Origin of the sequence: Vibrio sp. B4-6 (assembly GCF_963888245.1) — a bacterium.
In the GTDB taxonomy this organism is placed as follows: Bacteria; Pseudomonadota; Gammaproteobacteria; order Enterobacterales; family Vibrionaceae; genus Vibrio; species Vibrio anguillarum.
On record NZ_CAWPIM010000055.1, the window covers coordinates 188,652 to 215,314 of the forward strand.

22 protein-coding genes are annotated in these 26,663 nt (G+C 42.9%); 14 read left to right on the plus strand and 8 right to left on the minus strand.

Going from position 1 to position 26,663, the window contains the following annotated elements; genetic code table 11:
• The first annotated feature begins 61 nt into the window (after positions 1-61).
• Positions 62-1,276: an EAL and HDOD domain-containing protein gene (locus AACV20_RS13705; RefSeq protein ID WP_170907473.1), complete on the plus strand. Its 1,215-nt coding sequence runs from the start codon at positions 62-64 to the stop codon at positions 1,274-1,276.
• A gap of 67 nt (positions 1,277-1,343) precedes the next feature.
• Entirely contained in the window at positions 1,344-1,811 is a 468-nt protein-coding gene (locus tag AACV20_RS13710) for a YchJ family metal-binding protein (protein WP_170907474.1), read from the plus strand.
• Positions 1,812-1,877: 66 nt separating this feature from the next.
• On the opposite strand, the gene AACV20_RS13715 is transcribed toward AACV20_RS13710, so the two are convergent.
• Entirely contained in the window at positions 1,878-2,522 is a 645-nt protein-coding gene (locus AACV20_RS13715; protein ID WP_017045198.1) for a DUF2057 family protein, read from the minus strand.
• A 71-nt stretch (positions 2,523-2,593) separates the two neighbouring features.
• On the minus strand, positions 2,594-3,634 hold the full coding sequence (locus AACV20_RS13720) for a porin (protein ID WP_170907475.1): 1,041 nt from the start codon (positions 3,632-3,634) through the stop codon (positions 2,594-2,596).
• Positions 3,635-4,147: 513 nt separating this feature from the next.
• Between AACV20_RS13720 and dinG the strand changes: the two genes are divergently transcribed.
• Genes dinG through rsmS form a run of 4 tightly spaced genes read left to right on the plus strand, consistent with a single transcriptional unit; the run spans position 4,148 to position 7,773 of the window.
• Positions 4,148-6,223: an ATP-dependent DNA helicase DinG gene (dinG, locus tag AACV20_RS13725; RefSeq protein ID WP_038172098.1), complete on the plus strand. Its 2,076-nt coding sequence runs from the start codon at positions 4,148-4,150 to the stop codon at positions 6,221-6,223.
• A gap of 53 nt (positions 6,224-6,276) precedes the next feature.
• The gene (locus AACV20_RS13730) at positions 6,277-7,056 is read left to right on the plus strand and encodes a sulfite exporter TauE/SafE family protein (RefSeq protein WP_170907476.1); all 780 of its coding nucleotides are present in this window, start codon (positions 6,277-6,279) and stop codon (positions 7,054-7,056) included.
• Positions 7,053-7,601 carry a primosomal replication protein PriC gene (priC, locus tag AACV20_RS13735; protein WP_170895413.1) on the plus strand — a complete coding sequence of 183 codons (549 nt, stop codon included), beginning with the start codon at positions 7,053-7,055 and terminating at the stop codon, positions 7,599-7,601. The genes AACV20_RS13730 and priC overlap by 4 nt, the downstream gene beginning before the upstream one ends.
• A gap of 1 nt (position 7,602) precedes the next feature.
• Positions 7,603-7,773, plus strand: coding sequence for a pleiotropic regulatory protein RsmS (gene rsmS / locus AACV20_RS13740; RefSeq protein ID WP_013856554.1), 171 nt, complete (start codon positions 7,603-7,605; stop codon positions 7,771-7,773).
• 34 nt (positions 7,774-7,807) lie between these two features.
• Here the strand turns inward: rsmS and AACV20_RS13745 are convergent, their stop codons facing one another.
• Positions 7,808-9,925 carry a methyl-accepting chemotaxis protein gene (locus AACV20_RS13745; protein WP_170907477.1) on the minus strand — a complete coding sequence of 706 codons (2,118 nt, stop codon included), beginning with the start codon at positions 9,923-9,925 and terminating at the stop codon, positions 7,808-7,810.
• 225 nt (positions 9,926-10,150) lie between these two features.
• On the opposite strand from AACV20_RS13745, the gene xthA reads away from it, so the two are divergent.
• Entirely contained in the window at positions 10,151-10,960 is an 810-nt protein-coding gene (gene xthA / locus AACV20_RS13750) for an exodeoxyribonuclease III (RefSeq protein ID WP_170907478.1), read from the plus strand.
• Positions 10,961-11,072: 112 nt separating this feature from the next.
• On the opposite strand, the gene AACV20_RS13755 is transcribed toward xthA, so the two are convergent.
• From AACV20_RS13755 to AACV20_RS13770, 4 genes are all read right to left on the minus strand, one after another.
• Positions 11,073-11,750, minus strand: coding sequence for an ABC transporter permease (locus AACV20_RS13755; protein WP_094123469.1), 678 nt, complete (start codon positions 11,748-11,750; stop codon positions 11,073-11,075).
• A 2-nt stretch (positions 11,751-11,752) separates the two neighbouring features.
• Positions 11,753-12,493 carry an ABC transporter permease gene (locus AACV20_RS13760; protein ID WP_017050383.1) on the minus strand — a complete coding sequence of 247 codons (741 nt, stop codon included), beginning with the start codon at positions 12,491-12,493 and terminating at the stop codon, positions 11,753-11,755.
• A 207-nt stretch (positions 12,494-12,700) separates the two neighbouring features.
• Positions 12,701-13,477, minus strand: a complete 777-nt coding sequence (locus tag AACV20_RS13765) for an ABC transporter substrate-binding protein (protein ID WP_026028918.1) — start codon at positions 13,475-13,477, stop codon at positions 12,701-12,703.
• A 104-nt stretch (positions 13,478-13,581) separates the two neighbouring features.
• Positions 13,582-14,352, minus strand: coding sequence for an ABC transporter ATP-binding protein (locus AACV20_RS13770; protein WP_013856548.1), 771 nt, complete (start codon positions 14,350-14,352; stop codon positions 13,582-13,584).
• A gap of 614 nt (positions 14,353-14,966) precedes the next feature.
• Here AACV20_RS13770 and AACV20_RS13775 point away from each other — a divergent pair.
• From AACV20_RS13775 to AACV20_RS13785, 3 genes are all read left to right on the plus strand, one after another.
• A complete protein-coding gene (locus AACV20_RS13775; protein ID WP_017042289.1) occupies positions 14,967-16,508 on the plus strand; it encodes a DUF3360 family protein in 1,542 nt (513 codons plus the stop codon).
• Between the two features lie 268 nt (positions 16,509-16,776).
• Positions 16,777-19,053: a formate C-acetyltransferase gene (gene pflB, locus AACV20_RS13780; protein WP_013856546.1), complete on the plus strand. Its 2,277-nt coding sequence runs from the start codon at positions 16,777-16,779 to the stop codon at positions 19,051-19,053.
• 201 nt (positions 19,054-19,254) lie between these two features.
• Complete coding sequence (locus AACV20_RS13785) at positions 19,255-20,241, plus strand: lipid A deacylase LpxR family protein (protein ID WP_170907479.1); 987 nt, start codon at positions 19,255-19,257, stop codon at positions 20,239-20,241.
• Between the two features lie 17 nt (positions 20,242-20,258).
• Here the strand turns inward: AACV20_RS13785 and AACV20_RS13790 are convergent, their stop codons facing one another.
• A complete protein-coding gene (locus AACV20_RS13790) occupies positions 20,259-22,136 on the minus strand; it encodes a methyl-accepting chemotaxis protein (protein ID WP_170907480.1) in 1,878 nt (625 codons plus the stop codon).
• Positions 22,137-22,337: 201 nt separating this feature from the next.
• Between AACV20_RS13790 and pflA the strand changes: the two genes are divergently transcribed.
• From pflA to AACV20_RS13810, 4 genes are all read left to right on the plus strand, one after another.
• On the plus strand, positions 22,338-23,078 hold the full coding sequence (gene pflA / locus AACV20_RS13795) for a pyruvate formate lyase 1-activating protein (protein WP_013856543.1): 741 nt from the start codon (positions 22,338-22,340) through the stop codon (positions 23,076-23,078).
• A gap of 64 nt (positions 23,079-23,142) precedes the next feature.
• On the plus strand, positions 23,143-23,808 hold the full coding sequence (locus tag AACV20_RS13800) for an energy-coupling factor ABC transporter permease (protein WP_019280921.1): 666 nt from the start codon (positions 23,143-23,145) through the stop codon (positions 23,806-23,808).
• Positions 23,809-23,931: 123 nt separating this feature from the next.
• Positions 23,932-24,432: a YfbU family protein gene (locus tag AACV20_RS13805; protein WP_013856541.1), complete on the plus strand. Its 501-nt coding sequence runs from the start codon at positions 23,932-23,934 to the stop codon at positions 24,430-24,432.
• Between the two features lie 288 nt (positions 24,433-24,720).
• The gene (locus tag AACV20_RS13810; protein ID WP_013856540.1) at positions 24,721-26,655 is read left to right on the plus strand and encodes a PrkA family serine protein kinase; all 1,935 of its coding nucleotides are present in this window, start codon (positions 24,721-24,723) and stop codon (positions 26,653-26,655) included.
• Positions 26,656-26,663 lie beyond the last annotated feature (8 nt).

The following is a 26,663-nucleotide window of genomic DNA, read 5'->3' on the forward strand; positions in this document are numbered from 1 at the left end:
TCAAAAGCTAAGCTATAATAAGTAATATCAATGATATCAATAATTAGATAAGAGTCTTGCCTTGAAATACTCCTATATCGCCAGACAGCCTATACTCGATCGTGACCGAAAAACTATCGGCTACGAGCTGCTATTTCGAGACGGCCCTAAGAACACCTTTCCAGATATAGACCCAGACTTAGCAACGAGCCGGTTACTCTCTGATCATTTTTTATCCACTCATTACAATACGCTGGGTAAGCATTTAGGGTTTGTCAATTTTCCTTATCAAAGTCTGATTAACCTCGTGCCTACGCTTTTTCCTGCGCAAAATTTGGTCGTTGAGGTATTGGAAGATTGCAAACCAACTTTAGAGTTATTAGAAGCAATTAAAAAGATGGCGAAGCTTGGTTACCGAATTGCGCTTGATGATTTTGTACCCAGTTCAGGCTGGCTCGTCTTCTTCCCCTATGTGTCAATTATCAAATTTGACATCCGTGTTGTTTCCCTTGAAAAAGCAGCTCGCTTTATTCAAAAACTTGGCGCAACGAAAATTGAGTTCCTTGCTGAAAAAGTAGAAACTTATGAAGAGTTTAAGCAAGCTAAAAAGGCGGGCTTTACCTATTTTCAAGGCTACTTTTTTAGCAAACCAGAGATGTTACAGCGCAAAGCGTTAGAGCCCGCATTTCTTACTGTGGTGCAACTGTTCAAAGAAATAGCCAAATCTAACCTAGATTACAAAGCCATTGAGGAGCTTGTCGCCACCGACCTGACCCTATCTTATAAACTGTTAACCTTTGTTAACTCATCCGCGACAGTCAGTTCAAAGATCCATTCATTTAAACAAGCGCTGATTTATCTCGGTGAACAACGATTGAGAAAGTTCATCTCCTTGGTTGCGATTGCTTCGACGCAAGAATCTAAACCGGATTATTTGTATGGCTTATCCATTCAAAGGGCAAGATATTGCGAGCTGATTGGTGTGAAAGCAAAAATGAACGTCGAACCCGGTTCGGCCTTCCTGACAGGAATGTTTTCGCTACTCGATAGCCTACTTGATCAACCTTTAGAAAGTATCATGGAAGAGATGCCTATCGACGAATACGTTAAACTTGCACTAATAGAGGGGAAAGGAGAATTAGGTCTGGTACTTGAATTAACTCGAGCTTATGAACAGGCTGACTGGCAAAAGGTTGAGAAAATTGCTCATGCGTTAAATATCGAAGAGCCCGTGGTGAAAGAGTGTTACAACGAAGCTGTGAAATGGACAGCCGATTTACTGGGTGTCCACTCCTGAGTAGACATCGAGTTTAGATCTCCTTAAACTTCCCCGTCTTATATGAATGGGCAATTTGAGAGGATTTATGAGCCAATGCTATTGTGGTAGCCATTTAGATTACCAACACTGTTGTGAACCAATCCACAGTGATTCAGCTTTAGCCATCTATCCAGAACAACTGATGAGAGCCCGCTATAGTGCCCATGTTCTGGGCTTGGTTGATTTCGTCATCAATACCTATCATCCGAGTTGCAATGCACCACAGCAACGCGACGTGATTGAAGAATCAATCAACAGTCAATGGTGTGGGCTAGACGTCATCTCCGCAAGTATCCGCAACAACGAAAATGAAGGCTTCGTTCATTTCAAAGCCTATTATAAGTACAATCAAGAGCAATTTTGTCTGCAAGAACGTTCACGATTTATACGAGAAGATGGTATCTGGTTCTACATTGACGGTGAATTTCCACAGGAGAACACACCAACGAAGCTAGGACGAAATGACCCATGCCACTGCGGTAGCGGCAAGAAATTTAAGAAATGTTGTGGGTAAGAGATTCAAAGTCACACACAGCTATGTGACTTTGGACCCTGGAATTATGGTGTAGTACGGAGTAACCTATTCAGTATAAAGACCTTGCACAACCCAATCCAAAAACTCTCGTCTTTCTTCTTTTGAAGCTTTACTAAACCAAATTTTTAGCTGTAAGGCCGCTTCCGATTCAGTATATTTTGTCGATTGAGCTGAAGTGCCCAACGATTTTAATTCGTCGGTCAAATGATGAAACTTTCCAGATTCAAAAATGACACCCTCTTTGCGGTTTTGCTTAATCGTCAAAGAACGAATATCTGAATAAGGCATCAGCGAACCATTTTCTGGCTCAAGGCGATATTGTTTACTATCTGTGACTTCGACTCCGTTTTTCTTCAAAACAAAAATCGGCTCACTCTTAAACTGCTTCTCCTGAATAACTTCGTATCGACCCGAAACAAGCTCCACAGATAGCTTATCCCCAGCTTTAATCTCTGTTCGAATGACATAAGGGAGAGACGAGAAATACTCTGGCTTAGCCACTTTCTTTAAGCGACCAGCAAAGGTGAGAACCAATTGGTTTTCACCATCAATAAATATTGGTTTTTCTTCATCCGTGAATAGCGCTTCATTCAGCACTTCCAAAGTAATGCCTCTTTGCAAATCAAGCGATTGAGATAATGAAGAAAAACTCACTAACATCAATAAACTTACAATAACGTTCTTTACCATTTTCTTTTACAGCTCCTATATGAAAAAAGCCAACGCTAAGCGTCGGCTTTTAGTTCATCAAATTACTCGGATTAGAACGTGTAGTAAACACCTAGAGTAATATCTTGGTATTTGTTACCAGCAAAATCTTTCTTAGCTTTCGCTGTTTCATATTCAACAAAAACTAGCACGTTACTAGATACGGCATAGTCTACGCCAACAACCAAATCTGTAACTTGAGCATCCAGCTTAGTTTTGTTGTTTACATCACTGAAGCTTACCAGCTTATCGAAATCACCGTATGCGTAAGTTGTATATAGGCGAAGATCATCGACCTTGTAAGATGCAGCCAAGTTCCATACATCGCCTTCTAAAGCAGCAAGTACTTTTTTATCTTTATCAGCTAGGGCTACACTTTGTGTATCTACCGCACCAAGCGTACTTAAACCTTCAGTGCTTAGATAAGTTGCCGCGAAGAAGAAACCAGCAACATCAACAGAAGCAGATACACCGAACGAGCTTGCGTCATAACCTTTAGAAACTTCGCTGCTGTTGAATGAAGCACCAACAGAGAACATCTCCATCGCGTAGTTAGCCGATAGGCCGTAAGAGTTATCTAGTTTGTCAGTGTTATTAGTATATACATCCGCAACTAAGGTTAGGCCACCAACTGGAGTCACTTTCAGTGCAAGACCATCAGTTTTGCTTTCGTAAGGACGATCTAGACCGATGTAGTTACCTTCGTTAGCAATATCGGTTTTTTGAATTGCATCAAAAGATTCTGCGAAGTCCCCCGTTTCACCAACAGCCACACCCCAGATATCGCCTTTCACGCCGACATATAGGTCGTCTACTACTACCCCAGCAGAACCGTCACCTTCAAACTCAAAAGAACCAAAAGTGGTTAGACCATTAGATAGCTTATGAGAAGCATCTAATTGAATTTTTGCCCAAGTAGAGAAATCAGCAGATTCTTTTGTTTTAACATCAGAAGCTGTTTTTTCTTTCTGAATTAGGTAAGCATCAATTTCGCCTTTAAGGCCAACTGAAGTGCTGTCATTAGCGTAAATTTCTGCTGCGTTAACTGAGCTTGCTGCTGCAAGCACTGCTAGTGCTAATAGAGTCTTTTTCATAATTAATCCACTGCCTTTTCTTATGTATGGGAATTCCTTATCCGGTTCCCTTTGTTTTTGCTGGCAACTTCCAAATTTAAACTCGGTTCGTTGCCGCCATTAAATCTCAAGGATTAGATTGCAAAAGATTATCCTGCATGTCAAATATCCTAAAAAACAAACAAAAATAAAGGTAAAAACAATTAAAAACATATAGTTACATGATATTTTCATAAAATTACGGGTAACTTCCAAGCAAAAACATCACACAATCTAAAAACTAACAATAATGAAACATTAGAGTTAAACACCAATAAAACTTAGTTTGGCAAGATTAAATATATATTTATGTCACCATTTAACCCAATGGGTAGTTTTATATTTTCCACAATGAGAATTAAACATAAGTTCCTGAAGGTTCAGTTTTTTTTTGTGAACAAGATCTAGATTTAATCTAAAAGCATACGATTTCGTGAACTGCGTATCCTTTAGTGAACTGTGCTAGACTCGGCACTCTGCTATTTAGGTCTGTGTATGCTTACAACAAAAATCCAAAAATCCATTCGGGATAGTTATCAAAACCTGCAATTTCAGCTCGAAAACTTCATTCCTCGTCGAGGACAAAATTATCTTGTTGCTGAGATTGCAAAAACATTGTGTGGTTCATATCACAAGTCCAACCGAATCTTGATTGCTGAAGCGGGTACAGGAATAGGGAAATCACTCTCCTATTTAATGGCAGCGGTTCCTGTTGCAGTGTTGAATAATAGAAAGGTTGTTGTTTCGACAGCCACAGTGGCACTTCAAGAACAGCTGATCAGCAAAGATTTGCCTTTATTTAGACGCATCACTGATCGTCAATTCTCTTTTATCCTTGCCAAAGGACGTCAACGATACTGTTGCACCGAAAAACTCGCGGCTGCGTGTGGAGTAGATGGCTCACAAATTGCCCTGTTCGAATCAAAGCCACAAAAAAAAGACGTTGAATTATTCACCACCATGTATGAAAAACTGGCTCAAGGAAAATGGAACGGTGATCGCGACTCATGGCCAAAAGCGATTAAAGATGAGTTATGGCAACTGATTGTTAGTGATAAGCATAGTTGTAATGGTAGCTTTGCTGGCCACAGAGATTGTCCTTTTCAAAAGGCGCGTTCGGAACTGGATAAAGCCGATGTCATTATTGCCAACCACAGCCTGGTCATGGCGGATGCTGACCTTGGCGGTGGTGTCATTCTGCCTGAGCCCGAAAACACCATTTACATTTTTGATGAAGCACACCACTTACCTCATGTAGCACGAGATCACGCTTCAGCGTCCGCAAGCTTGAAAGGCGCAGCTAGTTGGTTGGAAAAACTCAATCAATCCGTAACCAAGTTTTCAAGCTTAGCCGAAGAAAAACGAGTGGCACGTTTTCGTAACGAACTGCAAGAGACACTGCAACAACTTATCCCAAGCTTGAGCCAACTGACAAAGCAGTTTGTACCCGAACAATTTGAAGAAAAGCGATACCGTTTTGAGCATGGAGAACTGCCACAATGGCTTGAAGAAGAGTCTAAAACCCTGAAGCGGCTCTCTCAAAAAGCCAATCAATCCGTCGCTAAAATTGCGGACTTGATTGCTGAACGAGTTAAGGAAGGCGAACTCGCTGCTCGGTTGGCAGAACCAGCACTGACTGAATTAGGCTTTTATATTCAGCGTTTAGAGAACCTTGCCCAAGTATGGTTGCTTATGGCGGAGCCCAAGCGAGAAAAAGGAGCCCCTTTGGCACGTTGGCTTGAAATTCACCCTGAACGTGAAGGTGATTTCATTGTTAACGTTTCACCGCTAGAAATTGGTTGGCAACTTGATCAACAGATCTGGAGCCGCTGCATAGGCGCAATCTTAGTCTCCGCGACGATGCGAGCTCTTAACTCGTTCAGCTACTTTTGCTCGCAAGCAGGGATCAGTGAAAAGGCAGAAGATGGCACACGTTTCCTAGCACTCGCTTCACCGTTTGATTATCAAAATCAGGCCGAGTTACTCATTCCAGCAATGCGTTTTGAACCGCAAGCGAAAGAGTATACTGATTATCTGGTAGAGCGTCTCGCTGAGTTTATTCAGCCAAACAAAGCTAATTTAGTGCTATTTGCTTCTTACTGGCAAATGCGCGAAGTGGCTGAAAAAATATCAACAGATTTTGTTAAACGAGGCTGGGCGCTGCAAGTCCAAGGTGAAATATCACGCACAGAAATTCTAAATAAACATAAAATGCTAGTGCAGTGTGGTAAAACGAGCGTAATGTTTGGCACCAGTAGCTTTTCGGAAGGGCTAGACTTACCAGGAGAACTTTTGGAGAATCTGGTGATCACAAAAATTCCGTTTGCCGTACCAACCTCTCCAGTTGAGCAAGCTCACGCCGAATACATAGAGAAGCGAGGCGGAAACTCTTTTATTCAGATAACCGTTCCTGAAGCCAGCAAAAAGCTGATCCAAGCCGTCGGGAGATTGCTGCGCAAAGAGCGTGATTCTGGTAGAGTCGTGATTCTCGATCGCAGAATCGTTTCAAAACGCTACGGAAAATCATTATTGGACTCGCTTCCTCCATTTAAAAGAACAATAGAATATTAGCTAGGGCTTAACACTACGCCCTTTCATCTCATTACTCAGGGCCGATTTTATTCATGGAATTTGTTGAGCCAACCACTTTGATTGTGTTGGCGCTTGTTGCTTTTATTGCTGGCTTTATCGATGCAGTCGCTGGCGGCGGTGGCATGCTTACTGTACCCGCGTTATTATCGATCGGTCTTCCGCCGCACATCGCACTAGGAACGAATAAGCTAGCGGCAACATTTGCCTCATCAACTGCCGCATTAACCTACTATCAGAAGAAGTTGTTTCAACCAAGTTGCTGGGTCAGAGCTTTCATTGCCACCTTAATTGGCGCAACCATAGGTACTTTTGCTGTCGATGCGATCAGCACCGATTGGCTACAAAAAGTGCTGCCGCTCATTATTCTAGCTGCCGCTATCTATACGATATGGCATAAAACACCACATGCACACCAGAATGTCAGCCCGCCTCCCTGCCCTGTACTTCACAAAAAGCAGTATGCGCAAGGCTTGATACTTGGATTTTATGACGGGCTGGCAGGGCCGGGGACTGGCGCATTTTGGACAGTCAGTTCGATGGCGTTATACCGACTCAACATTTTATTGGCCTCTGGCCTTGCTAAAGCGATGAATTTTACCAGTAATGTAACGTCATTGGTTACCTTTGCCATTTTGGGGCATATTGACTGGGTGCTGGGACTGACTATGGGAGTTTGTTTGATGGCTGGAGCTTTTGTTGGCGCACATTCAGCGATTCGTTTCGGCGCTAAATTTATTCGTCCGGTGTTTGTGAGTGTGGTCAGTGTGCTTGTAATTAAGCTGACTTATGATGCGTGGTTTGCAGGCTTATGAACCATTTTTCTCAATTGAAGTCCTTAATTGAAGAGTTGAAACAACAAGCCGCCAGTGTTGACCGAACTCGTGGTGAACACCATCAGGCTCTATTTGATGAGCGCCTGTTCCACTGTAAAGCGCACTTATTAATCCCTTGTGTTATGGAAGCAAAAGCGACCTTTGACTCCATCATGCGCGAACAAGAGAGCCAACGGCTAACCAGTCAACGAGCTCAATATCTAACCGATCGACTGCTTGCACAAATTGCGGCAATCCAACGCGAAATATCGACAGTATCGATCAGAAAAAGTGAGCCCAAGCATCGCAGCTATTATCGCAAACCGATCAATGCGTTATATCAAGAGCTGGCCCAGCACCAAGAATGGGAGCGGAGGCTGATGGATATGGTGAGAGAAAAAGAACTCGGACTCAAGCAAACTTCTACTGTTAGTCAGCAGCAAGCACAAAAAGCGTTATTGACCGTAGAGCAGCGGCTCAAGCGTTGCCAAGAAGCTAAGGCTAAGATCGAAAAACAAATTACGTTCAGGGAGAAAAACCAATAACATGAATGATCCTACTGTACCGCTAGACGGTGCGTCTGAAGAGATAAAGCTCGCTGTCGATCTCATCTATTTATTAGAAACCAATCAGATTGAACCACACACCGCACTTGAAGCGCTGAAAATCGTACAGCAGGATTTATTGCGTAAACTGGATGATACTGCGAGAGAGTAAGAAGCAAACATCTACTTCTTACTCTTTCCAGCCGTTAGACTTTAAATTGTCCAACCAACTGTTGTTGCTTGGCCGAGAGTTGGCTTATCTGAGCACCAACCGATTCTGATTCACCGACCAGTGTCAATATCTGCGCGCTAAGATCACGAATATTGGATAGGTTGAGGTTGACTTCACCAGAGACGGCTTGCTGTTCTTGGGCCGCTTTTACAATCTGGCTATTCATATCGTTAATTGCTGAGATGGATTCAAACACTATTTCTAATTCAGCAACGGCCTTTTGAACTTGCATCGCAGTTCCATTTGCTAACGCGTTTCCTTGCTGGATCACCTCAACTACGCCCTCAGTACCTTGTTGGACTTTTTCTATCACTTTGCGTATTTCACCCACAGAATTCTGAGTCCGCTGGGCTAAATTACGTACCTCATCGGCGACAACAGCAAACCCTCGCCCTTGATCTCCGGCCCGAGCAGCTTCTATAGCCGCATTTAATGCGAGCAAATTGGTTTGCTGTGAAATTCCCTCAATGACCGTTAAAATTTCGGTAATATTGATATTATTTTGAGCCAACTCTTCAACAACAGGCACCGCATCACTCATTCGCACCACCAGCTTATGCATCTCAGCTTCAGAGGCACGGATGACATCCTGCCCAGTCAGTGCGGAGTGATTAGCTTGTGAAGCAGCTTGCACCGCAGCCTCGGCATTTTGCACAACGAGACTTGCTGTTTGTGTCATTTCTTCAGAGGCAGTCGCCACCATATCCATCTCTTTAAATTGAGACTCACTACGGCTACGCGTTTGTACGGCAGACTGCCGTGCCTGTTCAGTCGTTTGAGCTACTTGGTTCGCACTTTCTACGATCTGCTGAATGATAGCCTGTAATTTGTCTAAAAACTGGTTAAAGCCGCGTGCCAAATCACCGATTTCATCATGACTACTGATGACAAGCCGCTGAGTTAAATCCCCTTCGCCAGAAGCAATATCTTGTAACCGCTCCACGACCGCTCGAATAGGTTTCACAATTTGGGTTGCAGCTAACGCAATGATTGCGAGCCCTAAAAAGACTAGCAATGCGCCGACTAATAGCTCCGCTCTAACGCCATTCTCTACCTGTTGAGTAATGATCTGATCCAGTTGATTGGCATCAGCTAGCACACTCGATGTCGGCATTTCAAAAACCACGCCCCAAGTCTGGTTCGCCACCTGAATGGGAGCAAAGACAGACAACCACTGCCGATCTGAATTCCATTGAGAATGGACTTTACCCTCGGCTAGAAGATTGGCAATCTCCTTTGTAGTCAAAACTGAATCAGCCAGTGGCGCACCTAAGGTTAATTCACGCTCATCAGTCGCAATAAGCGTGTTATTTAAGCTGACAATAAAGACCTTACCACTACCACCAAATAGACTTTGATCTGAACTCAGTGCAATCGCTACCAGTGGGCTAAGTTTTAAATCGATGCCAAAAAAGCCAATCGCAACGCCATCAATCAAAATGGGCACAGAGAGAGAAGAAGTAAGAAACGTTCCATTGTCTTGAATCACGATTTTAGGCGATGAGATACATGCACTAGCTGTTGTTAACGGGCAGGCGAAACGCTCACTGTTTCCTTCATCCTTCAATGCCACTTCGCTTAATACATTTGCCACCACATTTTCACCATTGGAGGACGTTATCCAGTATGCAGCGAATCGACCTATTTCATTTGAGCCTACATAGTCAGCATTCTGGTAGTTGTCATCCTCGCTATCGAGCAAATTTGGCTTAAAGACGAGATAAGCCCCCTGAACATTGGGATAATTGACTACCGTCTTGCGAACCATTTCATCTAAAGATGTCCTTAACGCTTCGCTTTCACCAAAATTTTCTTCGGTATTTGATTTGAAAAACAAGGCCGTATCAGCAAGCATTTGAGCCCGATACATGGCTTCACTGAGATATTCAGATACTTCGGTGGCATTGAGCAGCGCCCGAGTTTCTAATAACTGCTGCGATTTATTGATCACAGAATCTGAACTTTGTTGTTTTATTGCTTGTTGGTTATTCACTGCGTTATAAACAGAAAAACCAATGAGAGACAATGACGTAATTAACAGGCAAAGGCCGGCTAAAAGGGTTATTTTCCATTGAACCGAAAGTGTTCGCATACTACATCCTTATGCTGCGCTAATAGGGTTTTCAGACGAAATGGTGACGACTTTAATTAGAGCATATTGACTTGAGAGATCAATCGTAAGTTTACATAAATGTTAATAAAAATATCCTTTCTGACTATTCAAAAAGTTTACGTATTACAATTGATTCGCTTTTCGTCTTGTCCTTGCGCCTTGAAATGGTAACATCTTGCGCACAACTCATCTTAAGGATCCCTTATGAAAGTCATCAGTTTTAACATCAACGGTTTGAGAGCTCGCCTTCATCAACTGCAAGCGATTATTGATAAGCATCAACCTGATGTCATTGGACTTCAAGAAATCAAAGTACACGATGACGCTTTTCCTCTTGAGGATGTTGAAGCCATGGGCTACCACGTCTATTTTCATGGTCAAAAAGCACATTATGGCGTCGCCATGTTGTGCAAAAAGGAACCCATTTCAGTACAGAAAGGCTTTCCTAGCGATAATGAAGATCATCAAAAACGCATGATTATGGCCACTTTTGAAGATGACAACGGCCAAAAAACAACCATACTCAACGGCTATTTTCCTCAAGGGGAGAATATTTCCCATGAAACAAAATATCCCTATAAGCGTCAGTTTTATAAAGATCTAATGGGTTACTTAACGTCACATCATTCCCCTGACGAACAAATAATTGTGATGGGAGACATTAACATCAGCCCTATCGACTTGGATATTGGGATTGGTGAAGCCAATAGAAAACGCTGGTTGCAAACGGGAAAATGCTCTTTCCAACCTGAAGAGCGTGAATGGTTACAAACTTTAATAGACTGGGGTTTTGTTGACACATTCCGTCAGTTAAATCCGGATGTAAATGATCAATTTTCGTGGTTTGATTATCGCTCACGCGGCTTTGATGATAACCGCGGGCTACGAATCGACGTCATTTTAGCGACCCCGAACCTAGCAAAAAAATGCCAAGAAGTCGGCATCGACTATGAACTTCGAGGAATAGAAAAACCTTCTGATCACGCGCCAATTTGGTCCAGTTTTTCTTTGTAGGAACAGAAAGTCACATGCCAATAAGAAGCGCGCATTCAGCGCGCTTCTTATTTTAATCTATGCCTTGATTATAGAAACAAACTCGGTACAACAAATTGCTACTCGCAGCCCTTCAGCTTAATGGGCGCAAATAAGCTAAGAAGCGTTTTTCAGCCTGTTTAAAGCAGAACAAAATAATGAAGGTCAAGCCCATATAGAACAAACCTGCGGTTAAAAATGACTCGAATGGGGCATAATAACGAGAGTTCACTAAACGCGCAGCCCCCGTTAAATCCATAATGGTAACAATACCAGCAACCGCCGAACCGTGAAGCATGAAGATAACTTCATTACTATAAGCGGGCAGTGCACGCCTTAACGCACTCGGTAGAATAATTCGTCGATACGTTTTCCAAGTACTCATTCCGTATGCCTTCGCCGCTTCAACTTCGCCTTTCGGCAACCCATTGATCGCGCCGCGAATAATTTCAGCCGTGTAGGCGGACGTATTGAGAACAAAAGCAACCAACGCGCAAAACCAAGCGTTTTCCCATAAGGTATCTTTCACCGGGAAAAATTGATCCATTCCATAGTAGATGAGATAAAGCTGGACCAATAACGGTGTACCACGAAAAAAGTAGGTATAAGCCCATGCTGGAGTACGAATCAAATAGTTGTGGCTATTTCTAGCAATCGCTAAGGGGATGGCAAAGCTCAAACCGATGATTAACGACAACCCCACCAGCCAAACCGTTGTCCATAGCCCACTAAAATAAATTGGTAGGCTTTGAGCAATAAGGGAAAAATCCATATTTACCTCGTGTGAATGCTGAACTTGCGCTCAACCAATTTGAGAAAACCGGTTGATACACTGGTAAAGAAAAGGAAGATCACTGAGACAGCCATATAAAAGGTGAATGGCATTTTTGTCGAACCCGCCGCGAGTGAGCTGACTCTGACCATATCTTCTAATCCAATAATGGAAACAAGTGCCGTCGTTTTGAGCAATACCAACCAGTTGTTACCAAACCCTGGCAATGCATGACGAACCATTTGAGGAAGCAAAATGCGTCTAAATGCTAAGGTAGAACTCATACCATACGCTTTCGCCGCTTCCATCTCTCCTTTATCAACCGCCATAATAGCGCCACGAAAGGTTTCAGCCATATAGGCACCGAAAATGAAACCTATGGTTAGTATTCCAGCAATGAAAGGGCTAACATCAATATAATCGGGGAGATAAGCGGTCCATTCATGGCTCGGGTCACTTGCCATAAACCAATTGTTTAGCCATTCGTTGATTGAATAAAGGCTATTATTCAACAATATTTGACCGCCAAAGAAAATAAGCATCATTAACACAAGGTCTGGAATACCGCGAATGATGGTCGTGTAAAGAGTGGCAATGGCTCTTGCCCAACGGTAAGGTGCAAGCTTAGCTAGCGCACCTAGCATGCCAAGTAACATGGCAAGTAATAAAGAGAGCACGGCAACTTCAATGGTCAGCACCGCTCCCTTCAAAATTGAGGCTTCATATCCGTGTAGGTCCAACATAATTCATCCCTAGTCCCTGGAGAATTTAACGGCTGGGTACTTCTGGAACTAGGATCCAGCCGTTAAGAATCAATGGATTCCCATCATAATTGAGAAGGTGGCGTCACTGAGCTAACCAGCCCTAATGACAGAGTGATCGATAAACATATTCATATGCTCGGCCCACTCTCACCTTCTAATTATATGGGTAAGATATGATGTTACAGCTTATTCACCGTATACATCGTAATTAAAGTATTTGGTCGCAATTTCTTGGTAAATCCCTTGTTGACGAAGAGATTTAATCGCCATATCAAGTTTTTGAGTGAGATCTTTGTCTTGTTTACGAACCGCAATACCAAAACCATCGCCAAACCATTTCGGATCGGTTAATGATGGGCCGACGAACTCATACGCTTCGCCGCCCGCTTTGTTAAGCACACCCTCTTCCAATGCAGAGGCATCACCCAATACTGCCGCAATACGGCCATTGGCTAGGTCAAGATAGGCTTCATCAAATGAACCATAGCGGACAATTTCAACTGCATCGCCATAATTATCAGTAAGATACTTATCGTGCGTTGTTGCACGTTGTACACCAATTTTCACCCCTTTTAGACCTTCTTTAGAAAAATCCAACGCGGCTCCCTTCTTGGCGATAAATTTATTGGGAATTAATGCGTACTTACCAGTGAAATCGACTTTTTTCTTGCGCTCGTCGGTAATCGACATGGCTGCAATAATCGCGTCATATTTACGTGCGAGCAGTGATGGGATAATGCCATCCCAGTCTTGTGGAACGATTTTACATTCCACTTTCATCTCCTTGCACAACGCATTGGCCATATCAACATCAAAACCTTTGAGAGATCCATCAGCCTCTGTCCAGCTAAAAGGAGGATAAGCCCCTTCTATACCAAAACGAACCGTCTTCCATTCTTTCGCTTGGGCCATACCAGTCATTGCACTAGCAGCAACGGCTGCAACTAATAACCACTTTTTCATTTCCATACTCCTGTGATTGAGGTCTTACTTATTTATCATGCTATGTTTATGTTGGTTTTGCTTAATATTTATGTCGTGACGAATACCACAACATAATGAACACATTAATAAATAGAGGATATAAATTGTTTTAACCGTTCAGATTTAGGCTGGGTGAACAGGATGGCTGGATCTCCTTGCTCTTCCACTAAACCTTGGTGCAAGAACATCACATGGTTTGAAACATCGCGAGCAAAGGCCATTTCATGAGTCACTACCAGCATAGTACGGCCTTCTTCTGCCAAGTCTCTCATAACACCCAACACTTCACCCACCAATTCAGGATCAAGTGCAGAAGTGGGCTCATCAAACAGCATGACTTCTGGCTCCACGGCCAACGCTCTAGCAATCGCCGCACGTTGTTGTTGCCCACCAGAAAGGTGACCAGGATAATAGTCTTTACGTTCATACAGGCCGACTTTTTTTAGCAGCACCTCAGCACTCTCGATGGCTCGTGCTTTCGGTACTCCTAACACATGAATTGGTGCTTCAATAACGTTTTCTAACACCGTCATGTGCGACCAAAGGTTAAATCCCTGAAATACCATAGCAAGGCGTGAGCGAATTCGTTGCACCTGCTTTTCACTCACAGGTGAAGCTTCACCTTGCCGATTTTTTTTCATTTGAATGAGTTCACCATTGACCCAAATATCACCAGAGGTTGGTGTTTCAAGTAAATTGATGCATCTAAGAAAGGTACTTTTTCCCGAGCCAGAAGAACCAATAATGGAGATCACATCACCCTTACGAGCTTCTAGCGAGATTCCTTTTAGTACTTCGTTTTGACCAAAGGTTTTGTGCAGCTCTTTAATATTCAGCGCCGGTACATCAGTCATGCGCTTAACTCCCTGTATTTGCTACTGCAGAGTATTCCAACTCCCATTTTTGATACAAACTAGCATTCACACCGAAAACATGCAACAAATTATTAACCTGGAAAATAAGGATATTTAGTTATTTTATCTGATTAAAAATTCACATTTTAGCCAATACTTCTCCATATGGCGCATATAAATGGCACATCAAGCAATTAACAGTTAACTCATTTTGTTAACATTTACTTAAAGATAGACAACCTATTTATGTATAAAGTACACCTAGATTCATAGGATATTTAAGGTCATTAATATCATTGAAACTCTTTTACAAACATCACAATGTGAAAACTTATTTCAAGCAAGTAACGGCTCAACCCCCCGTTTTCATTAGGCTGCTGTAGTTTTCTTTCACATTTATTCTTAAAGTGATCAAGATCAATCACCCTAAAGGATAAGCAAGCTAAACTCGCGAGCAAAGATAAGGTTGTATAAATGACCACACTCTCTTTTTTAGTTGTTGTTATGCAAGCACATATGAGATGTGCTACATATTCAATTAAAAACATTACCGCTTCTTCGCGGATTACTAGGATTCAGTACGAATTACTAACTTTTAAAAATATGAGGAATCTATGCCAGACGTAGTCAACAATGAGCGCTCAGAAATCGAGACGAAAAGCTATAAAGAGCTGCATCGTCCAGCATCTGAGTTTGCAAGCCGTTCAGATTACCTAGACCACGAACTGCAAATCATGAAGCCCCGTCGCTTTGGTTTGAACTTACCTGGTCGTGACTTCCGTTTTGAACTTGAAGATTTTGTACCAGCCATCGCGGGCACAATCGGCATCATCGCCATGTACTCAGCGGTAATGATGTCTTGGGCTGATGGCCTAACCCAAGCATGGGATCACATTCATCTAGGTAAAGACTTCGCGATTGAAGTTGCACGTGTAGAGATGTTATTTCCTGCCCTCTTCTTCTGTGTTATTGCCTCTGGTTTCTTAAACCCAAAAGCCAACTTAGCTGGCAACCATGGCCCAATGATCCCTCTTATCGGCTCAATCGCATTAGCCGGTGCACACCCTTTGGCATTGGCAATTTTGCTTGGCGTTTTTGGTCTTCTCTTAAGTTACTTTAAAGGAGGCTCGAAACTGGTCAATCTAACCTCCGAGGGAACCGCAGGCGGGTTGCTTATCTTCCTCGGCTTTACCGGAACAATGAGCCAAATTGGTTCTATCCAAACTTGGGCTACCAGTTTGCAATCGGCCGATGTCGCCGCAGGCAGCTTAGGTTACGTTGGCCTAGTGGTTTTAGGTGTCAATATTGTGCTGTATGCATTTCTTGCAAAAATCAACATGCGTTGGTTAGCAATTCCTGTCTGTGCAATGACAGGGCTTGCGATTGCGCTTTTATTCGGTACTGGCTTTGATCTTCAATTTGAAACTCAAATGGGCTTACCTAACCTTAATCCTGTTTACTGGTGGGGCTCAACCACTGAAGGTTGGATGCTTGGTTTGCCAACAGTAGAACACTTTATCGCCTCATTGCCCTTTGCTATTTTGGCCGTTGCGATGTGGTCACCAGATTTCCTTGGTCACCGAATTTTCCAAGAATTGAACTATCCAAAGAGAACTGAAAAAGTACTGATGGATGTTGATGACACAATGACCATGTGTTCAATTCGTCAAATGGTAGGTACAGCACTTGGTGGTGGTAATATCACATCGTCATGGGGAACGTATATGATCCCAGCGGCGATTGCTAAACGCCCAATTCCTGGTGGTGCCATCATCTTAGGTTTATTGGTCATGACTATTGCTATCCTTGGCTTCCCTATGGACGTAGCGGTTTGGCCTCCAGTGATGCGTATTGCTCTATTAGTAGGGGTATTTCTTCCTTTACTAGAAGCGGGTATGCAAATGGTAAGAAACACAAAAGATTCACAAGCAGCGGGCATCTGTATCTTTGGTAGCGCTGTGGTGAACCCTGTTCTAGCGTGGGCATTGACCATGCTACTCGATAACAATGGCCTAATTGGCGACAAAGAACGTGCATCAAAGCTGTCTTTTATCGATAAAATCATCATTCCAGGTGGTGTGCTGATCATCTGTTTAATTGCTATGCTTGCGGTTGGTATGCTTGAAAACCAATACGGTTTAAAAGCTTGGCTATAATGAGCTTGGACTAATACGAATTTGGGTAGTGCTCGCACTACCCAAACTTTATTTGAAAAATTTAACTTTTATTGATTTAGTTTAAGGTTTGCAAAAAAATTTTAGTCTAATCTTGCATTCAAGGCTTAAAAGCACAATATCTATATTCAGATAATTGAATAGTGTGAATATAGATATTGTATTAATAGAGTGTACTGCTCCTTTCGAGGATAACTGGCTCAACGGTGAAGACGGTACGTGTTTTTTCTACTAAAAAGGTAGGTATGTCATGGCAGAGCAATTTGCTAAAGCTTGGGAAAGTTTTGTTGCAGGTGAGTGGCAAAACGAAGTTAACGTTCGTGATTTTATTCAAAAGAACTATACGCCGTATGAAGGTGACGAATCTTTCCTAGTTTCTGAAGGTACTGAAGCGACAAACAAGCTTTGGGCTAAAGTAATGGAAGGTATCAAACAGGAAAACGCGACTAAGGCCCCTGTCGATTTCGATACTGACGTTATTTCTACCATCACTGCTCACGATGCAGGCTACATCGAAAAAGATCTTGAAACTATCGTGGGTCTACAAACTGAGAAACCACTTAAGCGCGCTATCATCCCTAACGGTGGTGTGCGTATGGTTGAAGGTTCTTGCAAAGCATACGGTAGAACTCTTGACCCTATGATTTCAAAAATCTACTCAGAATACCGTAAAACTCACAACGCTGGCGTTTTCGATATCTACACTCCTGATATCCTAGCGTGTCGTAAGTCTGGTGTTCTGACGGGCCTTCCTGATGCTTATGGTCGTGGCCGTATCATTGGTGACTACCGTCGCGTAGCACTTTACGGTATTGATTTCCTAATGAAGGATAAGCTTGCTCAATTCACTTCTCTACAAGAGCGTTTTGAGAACGGCGAAGATCTAACGGCAACGATGCAACTTCGTGAAGAAATTGCAGAACAACACCGCGCACTTGGCCAAATGAAAAAAATGGCTGAAAAATACGGTTTTGACATCTCTCGCCCAGCAGAAACTGCACAAGAAGCTATCCAGTGGACTTACTTCGGCTATCTAGCTGCTGTTAAATCACAAAACGGTGCGGCAATGTCGCTAGGTCGTACTTCGACTTTCCTAGATATCTTCATCCAACGTGATCTAGAAGCGGGTAAAATCACTGAAGTACAAGCTCAAGAAATGATCGACCACTTCGTAATGAAGCTGCGTATGGTTCGTTTCCTACGTACTCCTGAATACGATGAACTATTCTCTGGCGACCCAATTTGGGCAACAGAATCAATGGGTGGTATGGGTCTTGACGGTCGTACACTCGTTACGCGTTCTAACTTCCGTTTCCTAAACAGCCTATACACTATGGGTCCTTCTCCAGAGCCAAACATCACTGTACTTTGGTCTGAGCAGCTACCTGACGGCTTTAAACGTTTCTGTGCAAAAGTATCTATCGATACTTCATCTATCCAGTACGAAAACGATGATTTAATGCGTCCAGACATGAACTCTGACGACTATGCTATCGCATGTTGTGTATCGCCAATGGTTGTAGGTAAACAAATGCAGTTCTTCGGAGCGCGTGCAAACCTTGCTAAAACCATGCTTTACACCATCAACGGTGGTATTGATGAGAAGTTGAAAATCCAAGTTGGCCCTAAAATGGACAAGATCGCAGGTGAGTATCTTGACTATGACGAACTGTGGGCAAAAATGGACCACTTCATGGATTGGTTGGCGAAGCAATATGTGACCGCACTAAACAGCATTCACTACATGCACGACAAATACAGCTATGAAGCCGCGCTAATGGCACTGCATGATCGTGACGTTAAACGTACGATGGCATGTGGTATTGCTGGCCTGTCTGTTGCTGCTGACTCTCTATCTGCAATCAAATATGCAAAAGTTAAGCCAATTCGTGACGAAGATGGCCTAGCGATCGATTTCGAAATCGAAGGTGATTATCCTAAATTTGGTAACAATGACGCCCGCGTTGATGACATCGCATGCCAACTTGTTTCTACGTTTATGGGCAAAATCCGTAAACTTAAGATGTACCGTGATGCAATTCCAACTCAGTCTATCCTGACCATCACTTCAAACGTGGTATATGGTAAGAAAACAGGTAACACACCTGATGGTCGCCGTGCTGGTATGCCTTTCGCACCGGGTGCAAACCCAATGCATGGCCGTGACGAAAAAGGTGCAGTAGCATCATTAACTTCAGTCGCGAAACTACCGTTTGCTGATGCACAAGATGGTATTTCTTATACTTTCTCTATCGTTCCAAATGCGTTAGGCAAAGAAGAAGCAAGTCAACGTGCAAACCTTGCTGGCCTGATGGATGGTTACTTCCACCATGAAGCAGGCATTGAGGGTGGCCAACACCTAAACGTGAACGTGCTTAATCGCGAAACTTTAGAAGATGCGGTTAAACACCCTGAGAAATACCCTCAGCTAACCATTCGTGTATCTGGCTATGCTGTGCGTTTTAACTCACTGACTGCTGAACAACAAGCTGACGTTATTGCACGTACTTTCACTGAATCGCTATAATTTCAGTTAAATTACTAGCAAAATAGTTAAGCCCTGCTCGATGAGTGGGGCTTTTTTTATACTCAGAAATCAAAAATGCGCAATGCATCGACCACAAATGTTACGCTTACCACATTTATTTTGATTCAATTGCCTATTTATCAACTGAATAGCGCATCTTTCCTATATGATTAGGGCTTGTCTATACTCTGCAGTGTTCGTATGAAGCTATTTCACATTCTTCCATTGACGTTACTCAGTGCTTCTGCGCTGGCCTCTCAACACGCAACGGTTGCTTTTAACCTCGATAACGATGGCGTATTTGGCGTAGATCGCGACTACACCAATGGTTTATTTTTAAGCTACACCTCAGGGGCGATTGCTCCATATTGGTGGGCTAAACCACTCAGCCTTTCTGTTTGGGGAGCGGCCCCATTGGACAAATGGGAAATCAGCATTGGCCACAAAATGTGGACTCCTTCGGAGATTTCTCTCACCAAACCAGAGCCGAATGAACGACCTTACGCTGGGTATTTACACACCGAGCTTAACTATATTAGTTTGCATCCCCAACAAGCCACGCGGGCAAATTTAACCATTGGAACCACCGGAGATGCTGCGCTTTCTGAGAAAGCGCAAAAGTTAGTGCACAGCATCACTAAATCTGACGAACCCAATGGTTGGGCCTACCAAGTAGAGGAAAAAATCGTCGGCAGCGTGGGTTATCTGTCTCACTTTAATCTGACACGATACCGCAGCTATGCAGGAACTGACGTTGAGCTTTCCAACGTTTCAGAGGTCAATGTAGGTAACTTTCGCAGTGATCTCTCCACAGGTTTTATGATGCGTTGGGGGACCGATCTTGCGGGTAACTTTGGCAGTGCTCAAATCAGTGCAGAAAACCCTTTATCGGCAGGGATGATTGGTGCCTCGGATACTGGATGGTTTCTATTCGGAGGTGTAGAAGGACGCTATCGCTTCAATGACATTACCATCGAAGGAGATAGGCCTTTAAACGGATTGGATCACCCATCTGAATATTACCAAGTTAACTTGGAAAATCTTCAGGCGACCGCCGTAGTTGGTGCGGCTTGGTATATTCAACAAGTCGGTGCAAGTTTAACGTTCACCGCAAACACACCTGAGTATAAGGAAGATAAAAACTCCATTCACGGTGTCGGTAATATTTCTCTTTTTGCTTTTTTCTAACGTTTAGCAAACTGAAATTATATGGTGAAACTTTGGCAGTCTACACTTAGGCTGCTAGAGCGTTTATCCACAATCTGGCTGATTGCTCTTAACTGTTCATTGTTCTCTTCCAAGGCTTTCATGGCTCGAGATATTTGTATCATATTATCCGCCATTGAATGGCTAGTCGTCGCCAAATCTCGAATCGATGCAAAAATGGCTTCTGTTTTATTCGCCGCTTCATCTGCTTTTTTGATAATTTGCGCGATGGCCTGTATCGCCTCATTACCTTTCTCTTGCCCACTCTGCATAGACTGCTCAGATTGCGCAATATAAGTGATTACTTCCGCACTTTCCTTTTGCATAGTATCAATCGTGCCGGAAATTTCGGCCACGGCATTGACCGTTCTTACCGCTAAACTTCGAACTTCATCAGCAACAACAGCAAAGCCACGACCTTGCTCTCCCGCTCTCGCCGCTTCAATTGCGGCATTGAGTGCCAATAAGTTAGTCTGCTCGGCAATACCATTAATGATGTCCATCACCGAGTCTACTTTTGCAGAAGCTTGTTCAAGTTGATGAATGTGGCCTGCGGCCGAGCTTAGGATTTTACCAACCTCAACCAGTGACGTAATAGCAACGGAAATCACTTTTCCTCCCTCTTCTGCGCTTTGCATAGAAGATTTGCTGAGTTCCGCAACGAACTCCAATGAATTGGAGACTTCTTGGGTCGTCACGCTGACCTCTTCTGTGGCCGATGCCAATAATTGCGTTTGTCCCAAAACGTCAGATTGATTTGTCACCAAAGTGTCTAATCCAACATTCAGTGACGCGGCATCACCAGACAAGGCTTCACTGCTTTTCTGCACACCACTCACCAATTTCCCTAAATTTTCACAGCTTTGGTTAATGGCCAATGCCAGTTGATTGAATTCGTCCTTTTCGTTATTCGTCATCGGCATACGGCGTGACAAATCGCCACGCGAGATATTGTTCAACACGTGAATTGTTTGCGACAAAGAACGAGAAAGAGAAAAACTAAAGGTAAGGAAAATAGCAATGGTCAATATGGCAAGTAACGCACAGGCCGCCAATACAGACCACTGTGTTTGCGATGCGGTCGTTTTTGCGGCCAACTGATATTGCTCACTCAACGCGGAAAGCTTGGTTGAAATATCTTGAATCACCGACTTAACTTGCGCCTCTGTATCGCCTCTTTGTTTCTCCATCACTTGCAATTGCTGAGACAGTTCACTCACACGTAAAAAAGCCTGTTTAAATTGTTGTATCTCTTTTTCATACAGATCCAACATCGAATAAGAATCAGACATATTGACGAAACTGGCCATAGCACGATTAAACAGTTTTAAGTTTTGCTCCGTGGGTTCTAATAAATAATTTTGCTGCGCCTTAACCATGGCTTGAAAATCCGAGTTGATTGTAACCATCCCCGTCTCATCTATCTTTTTCTCTATCGTGGTGGCCAACGTTTTCAGCTCACCCAGCTTACCTTCGTTAACGTTGAAACCCACTTCTGATTTCACTTGCAACCAAGGACGCAAAAATTGGTCAAATTGTTTGGCCGCCTTGAGCAACACTTCCCCTTCTTGAGCAAAATTGGTCTTTTGCAGGAAAGCAACATTAGCATTCACCTCTTCCATCAACTGATCCAATTTATTCAAAATCGAGTTGACCTGATTGCCTTGCATGTTGTTTAGCTCTGATGCAAGCGACAACAAATTTGCTTGAGTAGTAAATATCGCCACAGAACCGGATGCCACTTCGCCACTGGAGCGATACTGTTCATCCATTCCCATCAAGCTCTTTGCGGTATAAATCCCTAAACCTAAAAAACCAACACAAAGGATAACTAAAAATAGACTGATTTTTTGCTTTTGAGAAAACTGTACATCCATGAACTATTCCTTATTTAAACCCTATCGCATTCAACGAGTTCTTATTTCTATACAGTGTAGTCAATGTGCAGAATTTCATGACACTCATTTTGAGCCACAACATATGGTTTAGGATATGCGGCGGCAATTGCACATTAACCCTACTTAATCCCTACCATTTGTAATAAAATAACGGGCAAATAACCTATTCGAGATGAACTGATGTCAACAACTGGTCGTATTCATTCTTTTGAGTCTTGTGGCACGGTAGATGGCCCTGGAATTCGCTTCATTGTTTTTATGCAAGGCTGCCTAATGCGTTGTATGTATTGTCATAATCGTGACACATGGGACACCCATGAAGGCAAGGAAGTGACTGTTGAAGAAATCATTACCGAAGCAAAATCTTATCGCCATTTTATGAAAGCCTCTGGCGGCGGAATTACCTGCTCAGGCGGTGAAGCTATGCTTCAACCTGAATTTGTTCGTGATTTATTCCGCGCAGCGCAAGCTGAGGGCATTCACACCTGCTTAGATACCAACGGTTATATTCGCAAGCACACAGACGTGATTGATGAAGTACTCGATGCCACTGATTTAGTGATGTTAGACATCAAACACATGAAAGATGAGATCCACCATGATTTTATTGGTGTGTCGAATAAGCGAACCTTAGATTTCGCGCGCTACTTACACACCATAGGTAAAAAAACGTGGATCCGTTATGTGATTGTTCCTGGCTACACTGATGACGAAGAAGCGGCTCATATGCTTGGTGATTTTATTAAAGATATGGATAACATCGAGAAAGTAGAGCTGCTGCCTTATCACAAATTGGGCGCTCATAAATGGGAAGCAATGGGGCTAGAATACCCATTAGAAGGTGTGAATCCGCCGTCAAAAGAGACCATGGACAAAATCGTTGGGATCTTAGCTCAGTATCACTCAAACATAAAATATTGATTGCTTGATTTAATAACCATAAAAATGCCAGCATAATGCTGGTATTTTTATAGAGAGGCTAGCCATGCAGCTGGAACAACTTGCGGTGCTATTGCTCCTGCTACTTGTTGGGTTAACGACCCTTCGCGATTTTAAATACTCATTTTGGACAAAGTTTAAGGCCGAGAAATCCTTTCAGCATCTCACCTATTTTGCCTCTTTTGCGCTTTTTCTTTTGTGGTTAGCTCAAGCCGGAGTGACCGAAGGATTGCCTATCCATTTTCTCGGTTTAACAACCCTCACGATGATGTTTGGCTGGCGCTGCGCATTTGTTATAACTATTCCTGTTACATTCGCACTGGCGGCGGTCGGTAAACTGGCCTTCTTTAACATCCCCGAATACTTACTACTATCATCGCTACTGCCAATCCTAGTTAGTTATGCTTTGTTTGCTTTGAGTTATCATTATCTACCGCGCAATATTTTTGTGTTTATTTTTGTGGCTGGTTTTTTAAATGGCGGCCTGACGGGTAGCCTGCATTTGGCCATTAACACCGCTTATCAATTGCTTCTTGGGCAACATGACTGGCAAGTCATCCGCGATAATTACCTAATTTTTGTTCCTTTACTCGCTTTCCCAGAAGGGCTGCTCAATGGTATGGCGTTAGCGATACTATCCGTATTTAAGCCAGAATGGTTGCGTGTCTTTTCCGACAAAGATTATATCTATAACCACTTACACAAAAAGTAACAAGAATTGCACACATTTTATGCTTTCCATATTAAATCCGTGTTGAGATCATGTTTCATTGTCGATAATTGCTGTTAACCTTATGCCATCAAATAGAACATAAAATTTAGTGAGGCTACCTTCATGGAAATGACCAACGCTCAACGACTGATTCTATCTAATCAGTATTTTTTGATGTCACAGATGGATCCCAACAACGCCAAAAAATACAAGCGGTTACAAACCATTGTAGAACGTGGTTATGAACTGCAAATGCGAGAACTCAACAAAGAATTTGGCTGCTTGACCGAAGCGGAGTGCCGCGAAGTGATCGACATCATGGAGATGTATCACGCTATGCAAGAATCACACAAAATGCTCTCCGATGCAGAAAGCAAAAATGTGGATCAGCGCCGCCTGCACTTTTTAGGGTTTGATATCGCTAAAGAGTCACAACGCGTTCATTACGTGCGTTTCTTGGTTGAGTCTGAAGGGCTTTACCCACAATTTGATAAAGCCGATCACCACTTCAACAGCCAAATGCCAATGTCAGATAAATATCGTCGAATGTTAACGGCTTGGCGTAATTGTCCTCGCCAATACCATTTGTCAACCGCAGAATTTACACAAATTTTTAATGCCTAAATTTTAATACCTAGCAAGGTAGGCTGACGAAAGATGAAAAGACGCAGACACTGCGTCTTTTTTACATTCCCCCTCGCAGTTGTTAACTCCAACACCAACTTATCCCTCGAACTCTTGATATTCATACACTAAATAGTTCAACCTGATCGACGTTATTACTGTCACGAAATTTAAATAAACACATAATTGTTAAGCAAAATTGTCAAACTCGGACTAGTCTTAAATTGTTATTAATTTGTGTTTTTAAGCGGTGTTGTCAGTTAGACAGTTTTCAGAGGGGAATTCACTATGAGTATTTTTGACCACTTTCAGGCACGCTATGAAGCCGCCAAGGATGAAGAGCTATCACTGCAAGAGTTTTTAGCTCTGTGTAAAGAAGATAAAAGTGCTTATGCCAATGCAGCAGAGCGGCTGTTAATGGCGATTGGTGAGCCTGAGCTGATAGACACAGCAAAACACCCCCGATTGAGTCGCATTTTCTCTAACCGGGTGATTTCTCGTTATAAAACTTTTGAGGATTTCTATGGCATGGAAGAAGCCATAGAACAGATTGTTTCCTACCTCAAACACGCTGCCCAAGGTTTAGAAGAAAGAAAACAAATTCTCTATCTACTCGGTCCAGTTGGTGGCGGTAAATCTTCACTGGCGGAGAAACTCAAAGCTTTAATGCAACAAATGCCTATTTATGTTTTGTCTGCAAATGGCGTTCGTAGCCCAGTCAATGACCACCCATTTTGCCTGTTTGATGTGGTTGAAGATGGCGAAATCCTCAAGCAGGAATATGGGATAGAAAAACGCTATTTACGCTCAATTACATCACCTTGGGCGGCCAAACGCTTACACGAGTTTGGTGGCGATATTTCCAAATTCAAAGTCGTCAAAGTACGACCTTCAATTCTCGATCAAATTGCCGTCGCAAAAACAGAGCCCGGTGATGAAAACAACCAAGACATTTCGTCACTGGTTGGGAAAGTGGATATTCGAAAACTCGAGCATTTCTCGCAAGATGACCCCGATGCATATAGCTATTCCGGTGCACTCTGTAAAGCCAACCAAGGGTTAATGGAGTTTGTTGAGATGTTCAAAGCGCCAATTAAGGTGCTTCACCCACTCTTAACCGCCACGCAAGAAGGAAACTTCAACGGGACAGAAGGGTTATCCGCCCTACCCTTTGATGGCATGATTTTAGCGCACTCAAACGAATCAGAGTGGCAGACATTCCGTAACAACAAAAACAACGAAGCGTTTTTGGACCGGGTTTATATCGTTAAAGTCCCTTACTGTTTACGCGTCTCGGAAGAAGTGAAAATTTACCAAAAACTGCTTGAACACAGCGAACTATCCAAAGCGCCATGCTCACCAAGCACACTAGAATTACTTGGTCAATTTAGTATCCTCTCGCGCCTAAAAGTGCCGGAAAACTCGTCACTCTTCTCCAAAATGCGCGTCTACGATGGTGAAACGCTAAAAGATACCGATCCAAAAGCAAAAAGCTATCAAGAGTATCGTGACTACGCAGGTGTTGACGAAGGTATGTCTGGTTTATCGACTCGCTTTGCCTTTAAAATACTGTCGCGCGTATTCAACTTTGACCAAACGGAAGTTGCGGCTAACCCCGTTCATCTGTTCTATGTCATCGAACAGCAAGTTGAACGCGAGCAGTTCCCTCAAGAAATCGCTGAACGATATATGGAGTTTTTAAAAGGCTACTTAGTGCCTCGTTATGTCGAGTTCATTGGTAAAGAGATTCAAACGGCTTATTTGGAATCTTATTCTGAATACGGTCAAAATATTTTTGACCGCTACGTTACTTATGCTGATTTCTGGATCCAAGACCAAGAGTATCGTGATCCTGAAACTGGCCAACTTTTCGATCGTTCATCGCTCAATAACGAGTTAGAAAAAATCGAGAAAACAGCAGGCATTAGTAACCCGAAAGATTTCCGAAATGAAATCGTCAATTTTGTACTGCGTGCGAAAGCGCACAACAATGGACAAAATCCGGTTTGGACCAGTTACGAAAAACTGCGTACCGTCATTGAGAAAAAAATGTTCTCAAATACCGAAGAGCTACTTCCTGTTATCTCTTTTAATGCCAAAACCTCATCGGATGATCAGAAAAAACACGACGATTTTGTCGCTCGTATGATGGAGAAAGGTTATACAGAAAAACAAGTAAGGCTGTTGTCTGAGTGGTATTTACGCGTCCGTAAATCTTCTTAACTTCAAGC